Here is a 13,794-nt window from a genome sequence, read left to right as displayed (position 1 = left end):
TTTCACGGCAAATTTGGGCTAGCGCTCAAACATCTGCTAGCATACAGGCTCATTTAAAACAGACATGTCAGCGCGCTTTGGCTCTGGGCTCACATCCCGGCTAACAAAGGCATTGGCATGAGAACAATATGGCGAAAGCATGAATATTGAATTACCGATATTAATTACTTTTTTCGGCTACCTCATCCTGATGATGGGCATTGGCCTTTGGGCATATAAAGCAACCGACTCTGTCGACGATTATATTTTGGGTGGCCGCTCCATGGGACCGGCCGTCACCGCACTCAGCGTGGGTGCCTCGGACATGTCCGGCTGGCTGCTATTGGGGCTCCCCGGCGCCGTCTATCTCGGCGGCCTGGGGGAAGCCTGGATCGGCATAGGCCTAGTATTTGGCGCCTGGCTAAACTGGCTATTCGTGGCCAAACGCCTGCGGATCTACACCCAATTTACCGACAATGCCCTCACCCTGCCGGACTTCTTCGAGAAACGCTTCGAAGACAAGCAGTCTGTGCTTAAGCTGGTCTCGGCGGTCACCATCCTGGTCTTCTTCACCTTCTACACCTCATCAGGAATGGTGGGCGGCGCCATACTGTTCGAGAAGGTGTTTGGCCTTGACTACAATCTGGCCCTGCTTATCGGCTCTGGCATCATAGTGGCCTACACCTTCGTCGGTGGCTTCTTCGCCGTGAGCTGGACCGATTTCTTCCAGGGCTGTCTGATGTTGATCGCCCTGCTGATCGTGCCGGTTACCATCTTCAGCCAGCCTGAGACCCAGAACGGCATCCATAGCCTGGATCCTGCCATGCTGTCACTGCTAAGCGACAACACCACTATGATAGGCCTGGCATCGCTGCTTGCCTGGGGTCTTGGTTATTTCGGTCAGCCCCATATCCTGTCGCGCTTCATGGCCATCGGCAGCGCCGACGACCTTAAGGTCTCGCGCCGTATCGCCATGAGCTGGATGATAGTGGCGCTGATGGGCGCACTGGCGACCGGTCTTGCCGGCACCCTCTACTTTGCCGATCAGCCTATCGATAACCCTGAGACCATCTTTATCCACCTGGCTCACGCCGCCTTTAACCCTTGGATAGGCGGCCTACTGGTGGCGGCGATTCTCTCGGCCATCATGAGCACCATCGACTCACAGCTGCTGGTCTGCTCTAGTGTGATCACCGAGGACTTCTACAAGAAGTGGCTCAGACCCGATGCCAGCAGCAAGGAGCTGATGATGATTGGCCGTATCGGCGTGCTGACCATAGCCGTCATCTCTGGCGTCATCGCCCTGAACCCTGAGAGCAGCGTACTGAGCCTGGTGAGCTATGCCTGGGCAGGTTTCGGCGCGGCGTTTGGCCCTGTGGTGATCCTGTCTCTCTTCTGGCGTGGCTATAGCCGCAATGGCGCGGTAGCCACTATCGTCGTTGGCGCCATCACAGTGGTGCTGTGGAAACAGAGCACAGGCGGTATCTTCGACCTGTATGAGATCCTACCTGGTTTCCTCTTCGCCACCCTGGCCGGTGTCTTAGTCAGCCTGGTCTCGGCGCCAGCAGACAGCACCCGCGAACAATTTGAGCAATTTAGCCAGAAACTCTGAGGCAAGGCTCCCACTTCGCTGACGTAAAAATGAGCGGAAGATCAAAAAAGCGTACAAGTGTACGCTTTTTTTATACCGCATAAATTTTACTTACAATTTGCCATTTCACAACCCGTTAACCTTTAGCAAAACCTTAATCAAACCCAGAATCTACGTGGCATAGCGCCATCAAGCACCTCTTCAAACAACAGCTAACTTTCCTGCATAAAACTGGCCATCCATTTAACACAAAATCAACAAAAAGTTGCATCTGGTCGGAGTTGTTGAGGTAACACCTCATCCCTACTATGCACGGGAATTATAAAATGGACCTGGCCGCCACGACTCAGGCACAAGCATGAGTCGTGGCGGCCGGGCCGACAATAACGAGAACAAACTATGAAGCGTTTCAACAAGACAATACTCGCAGTAGCCGTCACACTCGCTAGCTCACAGGCGATGGCCGCCGGTTTCCAACTCAACAGCCAGTCAGCCACTGGTGTCGGCCGCGCTTTTGCCGGTGATGCCGTGATCGCTGACAACGCCTCAGTGCTGTCTCGCAACCCAGCGGCCATGGCCCTGTTTGACGAGAAGCAACTTTCTATGGGCCTGACCTACGCCGATGTCGAAGTCAGCGTAAAAGATGTCTATATAGATTCAGCTCTTGGACAGATCCACTATGGTCACGTCGAGGATGCGGCAGAAGCCAAGATCATCCCTAACTTCTACTATGTCAGCCCGGTAAACGACAAATTTGCCTACGGTGTTGCCATGTTTAGCAACTTCGGCACAGGCACAGACACTACCCCTATGTCACAGCAGCTGGTTAACGGCCTGCCTGCGCCGCTGGATCTTTTGGGTAAAACAGAAGTGACCACGCTCAACTTCAACCTGAGCGCCTCTTACCGCTTTAACGACCACTTCAGCGTCGGTGCCGGCGTCGATGTGATCTATGGTCAAGGCACCCTGACCCGCGGCGGCCTGGTACCGACTCAAGCCGGTGCAGTACAGCAAGACCTTGTGGATGTGGACGCCGACGGCGTAGCATTTGGCGGCATCATAGGCGCTGTGTATGAGATCAATGCCGATCACAGATTCGGTATGAGCTACCGTTTCAGCCCAGATTTCAAGGCGACGGGCGACATCAACATGTATAACCCAGTTGCCGGTGCCAACGTGGCCTTCGATGAGATCAACATCCCTATGCCGGATATCTTCCAGGTGGCGGGTTTCCATCAGCTGACCGAGAAGTTTGCCCTGCACTACACGGCGCAGCTGACCACTTGGGGCGATTTCAAAGAGATCACTGTGACCGACGGTACCATAGGCGGCGTGCCTGTGGCGCCTGAGGCTAGCCTCAAGACCTACGCCTGGGATGACTCTTGGCTGTTCAGCGTCGGCGGCACCTACACCCTCAATCAGGACTGGACAGTGCGCGCCGGTTACATGTTTGACCAAGGCGTCGTTGGCGAAGTCAGCTCTATCTCTATCCCTGACTCTGACCGCCAGTGGTTCACCGCCGGTGCCACCTATAACCTGGGCAAACATGCGAGCCTGGACTTCGGTGTCGCCTTCATCCGCGGTGAAGATGTAGATCTTATCGAGCACAGCGCCATCACAGGCGGTCTGCCAATCGGTCCTGATACCGGCATGGTTCACGCGACCACACGCTCGAACGCCACTTACTACTCAATGCAGTACAACTACAAGTTCTAACTTGTACCAGTGTCCCCAAAAAGCCGCAGCCTACTGCGGCTTTTTTGTAGTTATCGGAAAACTTTTCTACAGTTAATATAAAGTTCCCGTGACGACAGATGGACAATGGCAAAAGTAATTGGTTTAGGTGGCATATTTTTCAAGAGTGACGATCCCCAGCGGCTCGCACAGTGGTACAAAACCTACCTGCAGGTGCCGGTAGAAAACTGGGGCGGCGCGGCCTTCTACCTCAACAATCTGATGCCTATGGCTGCCACCGGCTACAGCGTCTGGACCCCAATGGGGAGAGACACAGATTATCTTCACCCCTCAAGCAAAGAGTTTATGTTTAACCTGATCGTTGACGATCTCAACGAGGCCCTATGTCAGGTGGCCGAAGGCGGCGCCGAGCTGCTGGCCGAGACCGAGGACTCAGAATTTGGCCGATTCGGCTGGTTTATCGACCCCGACGGCAACAAGGTCGAGCTCTGGCAACCCAGCACCCAAACCTGAGCGCTGTTTCCCTGGAAAACCAAACGAAACAAGCATATGCTGGCGTTACCCCATAGCAAATCGGACGCTTATCCATGCAAAAATCACTGGCAAGTATTCTCTTAGGCGGCTTCATCTGCGCCGGTCTCTATCTATTAGGCACTAGCCTTGGCGACAGCATCATCAAGATGCGCGCCATGGAAAGAACCGTCACGGTCAAGGGCCTCGCCGAAGTCGAAGTAAAGGCTGATACCGCCATCTGGCCCATCCGCTTCACCCAGGTCGACAATGATCTCAATAATCTCTATCAGGAGGTGCAGAGTAAGACAGATAAGGTGATCGCCTTCCTGATTAAACAAGGCTTTACGCAAGATGAGATCTCAAGCTCCCTCCCCTCTATCGAAGACAGGCAGGCCCAAGGATATGTGGATCCTAACGTCAAGTATCGCTATGCGGCTCAGGTCACCGTATCCCTCTATACCAAGCGGGTAGACCTGCTGCTAGGCACCCAACGCAACCTTATCGAGCTGACCAAGGAAGGGATCGCCATCTCCAATCAGGATTACAACGGCCGCACCGAGTTTCTCTTTACCGGCCTGAATGATCTCAAGCCGCAGATGGTGCAGACGGCCACGGAAAATGCCCGCCAAACCGCCGAGAAGTTTGCCAAGGACTCCGCCTCACAGCTTGGCAAGATAAAGCAGGCATCTCAGGGGCAATTTACCATCAGCAACCGTGACAGCAACACCCCGAGCATCAAGAAAGTCAGGGTGGTGTCGACCCTGACCTATTACTTAAACGATTAGTTTTAAAGGGGCAAAGGATTTTCACCCCTTCAATCGTATTTTTCTAATAAAAGATTGCACAAGCTTAAAAAGTCCATTAGAATTTTCTTATGAAGTTTTAAGAGGTGATCTTCCATGCAAGTACAACACACACTTTCCATCGGCATTTTGCTGTCACTCGTCAGCCTGGTATCTGGCGCCAGCGAACTGCCCACCATGACGGTAGCCAAACACTCTCAGCCCCAGTGGATCACCTTAGATGCACAACTTGAGGCGGTAAAATCGGCGACTGTATCGGCTCAAACCTCTGGCCGCATCATCAAGATCAACTATGACGTCAACGATATCGTGCCCCAGGGCGCATCCTTGCTGGAGATCACCAGTAAGGCACAGGGCGCCGAGCTAGCGGCCGCCGAGGCCGACTTTGCCCGCGCCCAAGCCCAAAACGAAGAGGCGCAGAAACAGCGTAAGCGTTATGAGCAGCTGTTCCCCCAAGGCGCCATCTCCCAAGGTGATATGGATCAGGCCATCGCCAACGCCCGCGCCTCGGCTCAGGCCGTCAGCGCTGCCAGGGCCCGTATCATCCAGGCCAACGAGTCTCTGCAGTACACCACTGTCAGCGCCCCCTTTGCCGGCGTGGTCACCAAGCGCCATGTAGAAGTGGGCGAAACCGTGTCACCCGGCCAGGCACTGCTGAGCGGCTTTGCCACCGAGCATATGCGCGCCGTCACCCATGTACCCCTGCGTTACATAGATGCGCTGCGTGCCAATCCTAAGATGAAGCTAGTGCTGACCAACGGCAAGGAGCTCGAATCGGACGCTCTAACGATCTTTTCTTTCGCCGATGCCAAGAGCCACAGCTATAAGACACGTATCAACCTGCCGCCTCAGGAGCCCAACCTGATGCCGGGCATGTGGGTCAAGGCCAGCTTCAACGCCGGCGATCGCAATACCCTGACCATCCCTGAGTCTGCGGTGATCTACAACAACGAACTGAGCGCGGTCTATCTGATGCAGAACCATCAGTTTATGCTCAATCAGGTACGCCTGGGCAACAAGCAGGGCGATAGCTTCGAGGTGCTGTCGGGCCTGAGTGATGGCGATACCATCGCCGTAGACGCCTATCAAGTACTGCTGAAGCTGAAACAATAGATCTGGTGATCGAATAGGAGCCGTATAGATATGAATCAGCAAGATCGACACCAAGATAATCAGCACAGCCCAAAACGTCTGGGATTTTCCGGACGCCTGGCGGCCATGTTCCAGCTGAGCGCTATCACCCCCTTGCTGGCCCTGCTTGGCCTGCTGCTGGGTCTGTTCGCCGTCATGGTGACCCCAAAAGAGGAAGAGCCGCAGATAGATGTCACCTTTGCCGACATCTACATCCCCTTCCCCGGCGCCACGCCGAGCGAGGTCGAGCATCTGGTGACCCAGCCCATGGAGGAGGTGATCTCGCAGATCAAGGGAATAGACACCCTCTACTCCTTCTCACAGCCAGACGGCGCACTGATCATCGCCATCTTCGAGGTGGGGATCCCGCGCAACGAGGCGATCGTTAAGCTCTACAATCAGGTCTATTCCAACAAGGACAAGGTTGCCAGCCAGGCAGGCGTGGGCGAGCCACAGATCAAGCCCCGCGGCATCGACGATGTGCCCATCGTCAGCCTGACCCTATGGTCGAAAGACAGGGCGCAATCTGCCGAGCAGCTGACCCATATAGCCAAGGGGCTGGAGAGCGAGCTGAAACGCATTCCGGGCACCCGCGAGATCTACAGCGTCGGCAGCCATGAGATCAGCCTCAACGTGCGCATCGATCCCGCCAAGATGAGCTTCTATGGCCTCACCTACGACGATATCAACCGTAGCCTGTCGAGCAATAACCATGTCTCCATGCCGGTATCTCTGGTGCAGGATAATCAAGAGATCAAGGTTCAGACTGGGCAGTTTTTAAAATCGAAACAAGAGGTTGAGCAGCTGGTTGTCGCCGTGTATCAGGACGAGTCGGGCCAGAGCGCCCCCGTGTATCTGGGCGATATCGCCAAGATAAGCCTCAACAGCGACATCCCGGTCCAGCACGCCTGGCACGGCGATAAGTCGGCCATCTATCCTGCGGTCACCATCGCCATCGGCAAGCAGCCGGGTGAGAACGCCGTGGATATCGCCAATGTGATCCTCGAGCGTCTGGACAAGATAGACAACATACTGGTACCCGACGATGTCAACATCACAGTCTCGCGCAACTATGGTAAGACGGCGGGCGACAAGGCCAACACCCTGATCCTAAAGCTAGTGTTTGCCACCTCGGCCGTGGTGATCTTGGTCTTCCTCACCATGGGGCTACGCGAATCTGTGGTGGTGGGCATCGCCATCATCATCACCCTGGCGATCACCCTGTTTGCCTCCTGGGCCTGGGGCTTTACCCTTAACCGTATCTCATTGTTCGCCTTGATCTTCTCTATCGGCATACTCGTAGATGACGCCATTGTGGTGGTGGAGAACATCCACAGACATATGGCGCTGGGCAAACGCTCCTTCGTGGAGTTGATCCCCGTCGCCGTCGATGAGGTGGGCGGCCCGACAATATTGGCAACCTTTACCGTGATCGCCGCGTTGATGCCCATGGCCTTCGTCTCTGGTCTCATGGGCCCCTACATGAGCCCGATCCCCATCAATGCCAGCATGGGGATGCTGATCTCCCTGGCCATCGCCTTCATCGTCACCCCTTGGCTGGCCACTAAGCTGCTCAAGGGTCATCAACACCAAGGCGGTGATGGTGAGCATGACGTAGACGATCGCATGCTGAGGCTGTTTACTAGGCTGATCTCCCCCTTCGTCAGAGGCAAGCAGGCCGGTAAGGCGAGGATTGGCTTGGGCGCCGCCATTGCCCTGCTGATCATGATCGCCGTCTCCCTGCCTGTGGGTCAGTTGGTGGTGCTCAAGATGCTGCCCTTCGATAACAAGTCGGAGTTTCAGGTGATGCTGGATATGCCAGAAGGCACGCCGATCGAGCAGACCCAGCGCGTACTCAAGGCCCTGGCCATGGAGCTGGATAAGGTCGAAGAGGTAGACAATTACCAGCTCTACGCCGGCACCGCCGCGCCGATGAACTTTAACGGCCTGGTGCGTCACTACTTCCTCAGACAGAGTCAGGAGCTGGGCGACATTCAGGTCAATCTGGTCGATAAAGGCGATCGCGACAGAGACAGCCACAGCATAGCTTCCGAGGTGCGCCGCGCGCTGCAGGCCACCGCCAAACAATACAATGCCAACGTCAAGGTGGTGGAAGTGCCCCCTGGCCCACCTGTATGGTCGCCGATCCTGGCCGAGGTCTATGGCCCTAACGCCGAGATGCGTGAGACCGCAGCCAATGCACTGCAGCAGCTGTTCCACGATACCCAGGATGTGGTGGATATCGACATCTACCTGCCGGCTGCGCAGCAGAAATGGCAGGTCAATATCGACCGCGCCAAGGCCAGCCTGATGGGCGTGCCCTACAGCAATATCGTCGATCTGGTGGCCACTTCGGTGGGCGGCAAGGCGGTGAGCTACCTGCACAAGCCGAATCAGAAGTCGCCTGTGCCTATCAAGCTTCAGCTGGAGGAAGGCGCCAAGGTAGATCTCGAGCAGGTACTCAACCTCAGGCTAACCAACGCCTCGGGTAACTCTGTGCCCGTCTCTGAGCTGATCACCATACACAAGCGGGCCATAGACGCGCCTATCATACGCAAGAACATGATCCCTATGATCATGGTGGTCGCCGACATGGCGGGTCCACTGGACAGCCCTCTCTATGGCATGTTTGAGATCGCCGGCAGCATCAATCAAGAGGGTGGTCTGGGCTTCGATCAACACTATGTCAACCAACCCTCAGGGCTGGACAGCATAGCCGTGCTCTGGGACGGCGAGTGGAAGATCACCTATGAGACCTTCAGAGATATGGGTATCGCCTATGGCGTGGGCATGATCGCCATCTACCTCCTGGTGGTGGGTCAGTTCCGCTCCTACAGCGTGCCGCTGATCATCATGGCGCCTATTCCGCTCACCATCATTGGGGTGATGCCGGGTCACGCTCTGCTTGGCGCTCAATTTACCGCCACCTCTATGATAGGCATGATCGCCCTGGCGGGCATTATCGTGCGTAACTCCATCCTCTTGGTGGACTTTATTAATCAGGAAACCGCCGCAGGTGTGCCCTTCGAGCAGGCGGTGATCCATTCTGGCGCCGTCAGGGCTAAGCCCATCATGTTGACGGGACTGGCCGCCATGATAGGCGCCCTGTTCATCTTAGATGATCCGATCTTCAACGGCCTGGCCATCAGCCTGATCTTCGGCATCTTGGTTTCAACCCTGTTAACCCTGGTGGTGATCCCCGTGCTCTATTACGCCGTGATGCGTCACCGTCCCGAATACTTTGCCGCGGTTAATCCGCAATCTTAAGGAGATACAGTATGTCTGTTGAACGTAGTATTTTCGCCTTTGCAGGCTTTATGGTCATGTTGTCTTTACTGCTCACGACCTTTGTCCACCCTAATTTTATCTGGCTAACGGCTTTTGTAGGCGCTAATCTATTTCAAAGCGCCTTTACCGGCTTCTGTCCGGCCGCCATGTTAATGAAGAAGATGGGGATCAAGACGGAAGCGGAATTGGCCCGCATGAAATAACTCACAGATCACAAGGAGCCAACGTGAGACAAGCCAATAAGATGCTACCCAAATCAATCATCAGCCTGATGGCGCTGCTATTTGTCGCCATCATGGGCGTATCGGCGCCAAGCTATGGCGAAGAGAAAAACCCTAAGGTTGCCTGGGAGCATATACAGCAAGGGGCCATGGTCGTTGATGTCAGAACCCCGGAGGAGTTTGCCGAGGGACATCTAGAGAACGCGATTAATATTCCCTTTGAAAACATTGCCGAAGAGTTTACCAAGCGCGGCATCGCCAAAGATCAGTCTGTGGTGCTCTATTGTCGCAGCGGCCGTCGCAGCGGCATCGCTCAGGAGAGTCTGGTAAAACTCGGCTACGACAACACCTATAATGGCGGCGGCTATCAGAGCCTGGCTAAGCACTAGGAGAAGATGAGCTTAACGCTCAGACATCCCTAAACCGACTAAGGCACCCCTGGGTGCCTTTTTCATTAGCTGCCTTTTTCATTGGCTGCTTTTTTATTTCCAGTATTATTTACTAGTAGCCGTGTTCACTAATAGCCTTGTTCACTAATAGCCTTGTTGACTAGCAGCCTCGCTCATTAGCAAGCTGGTCCGTTAGCGACCTTCTTAAACAGGCGCCTTTTCACAGATAATGCATGCCTCACCCAATAGAAGGCTAAGGATTTCGCGACATTAGGACGCTGCCCAATTGTAACAATTGAAACAACATATAACTATTCGCTATATGTTATTACAATTATGGAATAACGATTATTCTATAATTACAATAAGTTATAAATTAAGGTCAATTTTACGTCGCTGGCGATCAGGCACCAATCCAGACAAATAAACAGTCTTAAAATTCGAATAAATACTCAAAAACACACTATCCCATCGGCGAAACAATCGTATTCACTGAATATTTTCTGCATAAAAATGCTCAAACCAGATCGCTTCTTTTACCCAAGCGCCAACTTAACAGCCTGTTTACAAATGTTTCACCACCAGATAAATTCACTGTCGAGTAACGCATATGATGGCAGTCATGCTGCTATGCACTCCAATAATAATTATTAATTCTAACTTTTAAAATGGAAGACAATATGACAGTTAAAAAGACAACTGCGGTCGCTATGTCTTTGTCTGCGCTTGCCCTGGCAATTGCAGCAAACGTCAATGCGGCGCCTACGAAAGGACTCCACCTTCAGGCAGATAATGCTCGTATCAATCAAGCATCTCCCCTGCCTAAGCGCTATATCGTCAAGTTTAAGAATGCCCAGGCCGCCGCACAGGCCGATGCCAACAGCCTGAACGACTATCAGCCAAGAGCCAACGAAGTCTTTTCTCAGCACAGAGCACTGAACAGCGTTAAGGCTAAGCAGATGAAGCGCATCGGTCGCTCAAATGCTTACTCGGCCCAGCTGGATAACAATGGCGTCAAGGCCCTGAAATTGCGCGCCGACGTTGATTATGTCGAAGAAGATATGCCGCGCCACCTGCTGAGCGAAACCACACCTTGGGGTCAAACCTTTGTGGGCGCCACCAGCCTGAGCGACAGCATGGCCGGTAACCGCACCATCTGTATCATCGACTCGGGTTACGACCGTAGCCACAGCGAGCTGAGCGGCAACAATGTCACAGGTACCAACAACTCAGGTACGGGGAACTGGTATGAGCCAGGCGCTCATAACGCTCACGGTACTCACGTAGCGGGCACCATAGCTGCAATCGCCAACAACGACGGCGTGGTCGGTGTGATGCCAAACCAGAACGCCAACATCCACGTGGTGAAAGTATTTAACTCTGATGGTTGGGGCTACTCTTCATCATTGGTTTCGGCGGTTGACACCTGTGTGGCTAACGGCGCGAACGTAGTGACCATGTCTCTGGGTGGCTCTCAGTCAACCACCACAGAGAAAAACGCCCTAGCCGCTCACGCCAACAACGGCGTGCTGCTGATCGCAGCGGCCGGCAACGACGGTAACAACACCCACAGCTACCCAGCATCATACGATGCGGTTATGTCTGTAGCGGCAGTAGATAACAACAAAGATCACGCGGCCTTCTCTCAGTACACCAACCAGGTGGAGATCTCAGGTCCAGGTGAAGCGATCCTATCAACCGTTACACGCGGTGAAGGTCGTCTGGCTAACATCACAGCCGGTGGTCAGTCATACTTCGACAATGGCGTAGTGCCCCATAACCGCTATGTGAAAGACAGCAGCGGCAACTATGTTGGCACCCCTATCACAGGTTCTGTCACTGCCGAACTGGCCGAGTGTAGCGTATCAGGCGGTGTCTTTAACTGTGGCGACATGACTGGCAAAGTCTGTCTGGTTGAGCGTGTTGGCAACCAAGGCGCAAGCTATCCAGAGTTCGACGCGGTCAAGGCATGTAACAACGCCGGCGCCCAAGCAGCTATCGTGTTCAGTAACACCGCGCTGCCAGGTCTGCAAAACCCCTTCCTGGTTGACACCAACAACGAAGCCCCAATGGTTTCTGTGTCTGTCGATCGCGCCACGGGTCAGGCACTACGTGCTCACCTAGGCACTAACGTCACAGTAGCTAACACTAGTGGTGAAGACTACGAGTACTACAACGGTACCTCTATGGCGACGCCACACGTATCGGGTGTTGCAACACTGGTTTGGAGCTACCACCCAGAGTGTAGCGCCGCTCAGGTGCGTGCTGCGCTAACAGCAACGGCTGAAGATCTCGATATTGCCGGTCGCGACGACAAAACTGGTTACGGTCTGGTTAACGCGGTTGCCGCCAAAGAGTACCTAGATGCCTCTTGTAATGGCCCAACCGATCCAGGTACAGGCAGCGGTGGCAACGTGCTGGAAAATGGCGTGGCTAAGACCAACCTGACTGGCGTGAAAGGCGACGAGCTACACTTCTCTATCGACGTACCAGCCGGTGCCAGCGATCTGAACTTCGCCATGAGCGGTGGCACCGGCGATGCCGACCTTTACGTCCAGTATGGCGCGGCGCCGACTCTGAGCAGCTACGACTGTCGTCCATGGAAAGGCGGCAACAGCGAGTCTTGCCCAGTGAGCACGCCACAGGCGGGTACCTACTATGTAATGGTTCAAGGTTATAGCGACTTTAGCGGTGTTAGCCTGACAGCCAGCTACACAGAGCAGAGCACTGGCGGTAACACAGGCGGCCCAGCCACCTATACCAACAACACCAGCTATGCGATCCCTGATAACAACACTGCGGGTATCAGCAGCCCAATCGATGTGGCTCGCAGCGGCGACTCAGGCACGGTAACGGTAACGGTTAACATTACCCACACCTACATCGGCGATCTACAGGTTGAACTGCACAGCCCAAGCGGTCAGGTAGCCGTGCTACATGACAACAGCGGCGGCAGTGCCGACAACATCATCAAGAGCTACACAGTCGACATGTCTGGCGTTGAATCTGCCGGCACCTGGACACTGAAGGCAGTTGATAGCGCCCGTCGCGACACAGGCACTATCGATGCGTGGCAGCTAAGCTTCCAATAATCGCATCATCAAGATAGGGGACCTCAGGGTCCCCTTTTTTATCGAAAACGCCTTGGATAAGCTGATATAATGGGTCAAATTTTTTACTCAGCTATCACCATGACTCAGGCGAATAATCCACTACACGGCATCAAACTCGAAGCCCTACTCACAGACCTTGTCGACCACTACGGCTGGGAAGAGCTTGGCAGACGCATCGACATACGCTGCTTTAATCACGACCCATCCATCAAATCCAGCCTCAAGTTCTTGCGTAAGACCCAGTGGGCCAGGGAAAAGGTGGAGCGCCTCTACCTCAAGATGATTGGCGAGCCTATCCCGGCGCACCTACGCGGCGATCCCAGTCGTCCTATAGATGCCCCCAAGCCTAAACCCACTGCTGGCGATGAGGCGGAAAGCTCAGGCAGCAGCGGCGTCAACCAACATATTTGGGGCAAATCTGACGACTAAACCAGGTGATTTCACCAGAAAATCGAGCCTCATCAGATTAATCACATCAAAATCCGCTTAAGCTTCTGCCCTGCCTGCCGATACTAACGTCAGGCATACTTTTAATTCCATCTATTTAATGAAGTAACAAGGAAGGTTAAGCTGATGAATGTGAACGGTATAAATTCCTTCGGCGCCCAAAGTCTGGGCCCCCAGAGCCTAAGTTCAGTCGAGGTGCGCGATCCCAATGCGCCCGAGGCGGCTCAAAACCCAAGCAACCGAAACCAGAGTGAACAAACTCAGTCCAGCAGTGACAGAGTCAGCCTGTCTGAGGCCGGCAAGAAGGCCCTAGCCTATTCCACTGGTAAGGCGCTGCATGATAACGGGGCAGCCAAGACGGACAAAACGCGCAAGGCAAAGGAAGCAGAAGAGGACGAAAACCTGTCAGAGATCGACAAGAAGATCAAAGAATTGAAACAGAAACTCGAAGAGTTACAGCTAGAGCTTCAGGCCCTACAGGGAGACGATTCTGAAACTGCCGAGTTGAAACGAAAAATGTTGCAGGATCAGATAGCCATCACTTCTACTCAGTTGATGACTCTGCTTAAGGCCAAAGAAAAACCGGTTCAAACTAGAGCATAAGAAAACAAAACATTTGCCGAC

11 protein-coding genes are annotated in these 13,794 nt (G+C 54.0%); all 11 read left to right on the top strand.

The window, feature by feature from the left end; translation table 11 throughout:
- Positions 1-139: 139 nt before the first annotated feature.
- The 11 genes from putP (at position 140) to K0H81_RS07420 (ending at position 13,773) form a co-directional block, all read left to right on the top strand.
- Positions 140-1,591 carry a sodium/proline symporter PutP gene (putP, locus tag K0H81_RS07470; protein WP_220060421.1) on the top strand — a complete coding sequence of 484 codons (1,452 nt, stop codon included), beginning with the start codon at positions 140-142 and terminating at the stop codon, positions 1,589-1,591.
- A 378-nt stretch (positions 1,592-1,969) separates the two neighbouring features.
- The gene (locus tag K0H81_RS07465) at positions 1,970-3,286 is read left to right on the top strand and encodes an OmpP1/FadL family transporter (RefSeq protein ID WP_220060420.1); all 1,317 of its coding nucleotides are present in this window, start codon (positions 1,970-1,972) and stop codon (positions 3,284-3,286) included.
- Between the two features lie 105 nt (positions 3,287-3,391).
- Entirely contained in the window at positions 3,392-3,778 is a 387-nt protein-coding gene (locus K0H81_RS07460) for a VOC family protein (protein WP_220060419.1), read from the top strand.
- 74 nt (positions 3,779-3,852) lie between these two features.
- On the top strand, positions 3,853-4,563 hold the full coding sequence (locus K0H81_RS07455; RefSeq protein WP_144200582.1) for an SIMPL domain-containing protein: 711 nt from the start codon (positions 3,853-3,855) through the stop codon (positions 4,561-4,563).
- 114 nt (positions 4,564-4,677) lie between these two features.
- Positions 4,678-5,694 carry an efflux RND transporter periplasmic adaptor subunit gene (locus K0H81_RS07450; RefSeq protein ID WP_220060418.1) on the top strand — a complete coding sequence of 339 codons (1,017 nt, stop codon included), beginning with the start codon at positions 4,678-4,680 and terminating at the stop codon, positions 5,692-5,694.
- A gap of 30 nt (positions 5,695-5,724) precedes the next feature.
- A complete protein-coding gene (locus K0H81_RS07445) occupies positions 5,725-8,979 on the top strand; it encodes an efflux RND transporter permease subunit (RefSeq protein WP_220060417.1) in 3,255 nt (1,084 codons plus the stop codon).
- Between the two features lie 11 nt (positions 8,980-8,990).
- The gene (locus K0H81_RS07440; protein WP_011866238.1) at positions 8,991-9,203 is read left to right on the top strand and encodes a YgaP family membrane protein; all 213 of its coding nucleotides are present in this window, start codon (positions 8,991-8,993) and stop codon (positions 9,201-9,203) included.
- Between the two features lie 92 nt (positions 9,204-9,295).
- Entirely contained in the window at positions 9,296-9,610 is a 315-nt protein-coding gene (locus K0H81_RS07435) for a rhodanese-like domain-containing protein (protein WP_434086882.1), read from the top strand.
- Positions 9,611-10,290: 680 nt separating this feature from the next.
- The gene (locus K0H81_RS07430) at positions 10,291-12,702 is read left to right on the top strand and encodes a S8 family serine peptidase (protein WP_220060416.1); all 2,412 of its coding nucleotides are present in this window, start codon (positions 10,291-10,293) and stop codon (positions 12,700-12,702) included.
- 99 nt (positions 12,703-12,801) lie between these two features.
- Positions 12,802-13,152 (top strand): VF530 family protein, encoded by a 351-nt coding sequence (locus tag K0H81_RS07425; RefSeq protein WP_220060815.1) that lies wholly within the window; start codon positions 12,802-12,804, stop codon positions 13,150-13,152.
- 144 nt (positions 13,153-13,296) lie between these two features.
- On the top strand, positions 13,297-13,773 hold the full coding sequence (locus K0H81_RS07420; protein ID WP_220060415.1) for a hypothetical protein: 477 nt from the start codon (positions 13,297-13,299) through the stop codon (positions 13,771-13,773).
- Positions 13,774-13,794 lie beyond the last annotated feature (21 nt).

Source organism: Shewanella halotolerans (assembly GCF_019457535.1).
Classification (GTDB): Bacteria; Pseudomonadota; Gammaproteobacteria; order Enterobacterales; family Shewanellaceae; genus Shewanella; species Shewanella halotolerans.
The sequence above is the reverse complement of the archived record's forward strand: the minus strand, read 5'-3'. Positions and strand labels throughout refer to the sequence as shown.

Bases quoted from the DNA above. Each gene is read 5' to 3' on its own strand.
- K0H81_RS07435 (WP_434086882.1), top strand. From the start codon at position 9,296: ATGGGCGTATCGGCGCCAAGCTATGGCGAAGAGAAAAACCCTAAGGTT.
- K0H81_RS07465 (WP_220060420.1), top strand. From the start codon at position 1,970: ATGAAGCGTTTCAACAAGACAATACTCGCAGTAGCCGTCACACTCGCT.
- K0H81_RS07445 (WP_220060417.1), top strand. From the start codon at position 5,725: ATGAATCAGCAAGATCGACACCAAGATAATCAGCACAGCCCAAAACGT.
- K0H81_RS07425 (WP_220060815.1), top strand. From the start codon at position 12,802: ATGACTCAGGCGAATAATCCACTACACGGCATCAAACTCGAAGCCCTA.
- K0H81_RS07450 (WP_220060418.1), top strand. From the start codon at position 4,678: ATGCAAGTACAACACACACTTTCCATCGGCATTTTGCTGTCACTCGTC.
- K0H81_RS07430 (WP_220060416.1), top strand. From the start codon at position 10,291: ATGACAGTTAAAAAGACAACTGCGGTCGCTATGTCTTTGTCTGCGCTT.
- K0H81_RS07460 (WP_220060419.1), top strand. From the start codon at position 3,392: ATGGCAAAAGTAATTGGTTTAGGTGGCATATTTTTCAAGAGTGACGAT.
- K0H81_RS07420 (WP_220060415.1), top strand. From the start codon at position 13,297: ATGAATGTGAACGGTATAAATTCCTTCGGCGCCCAAAGTCTGGGCCCC.
- K0H81_RS07440 (WP_011866238.1), top strand. From the start codon at position 8,991: ATGTCTGTTGAACGTAGTATTTTCGCCTTTGCAGGCTTTATGGTCATG.
- putP (WP_220060421.1), top strand. From the start codon at position 140: ATGAATATTGAATTACCGATATTAATTACTTTTTTCGGCTACCTCATC.
- K0H81_RS07455 (WP_144200582.1), top strand. From the start codon at position 3,853: ATGCAAAAATCACTGGCAAGTATTCTCTTAGGCGGCTTCATCTGCGCC.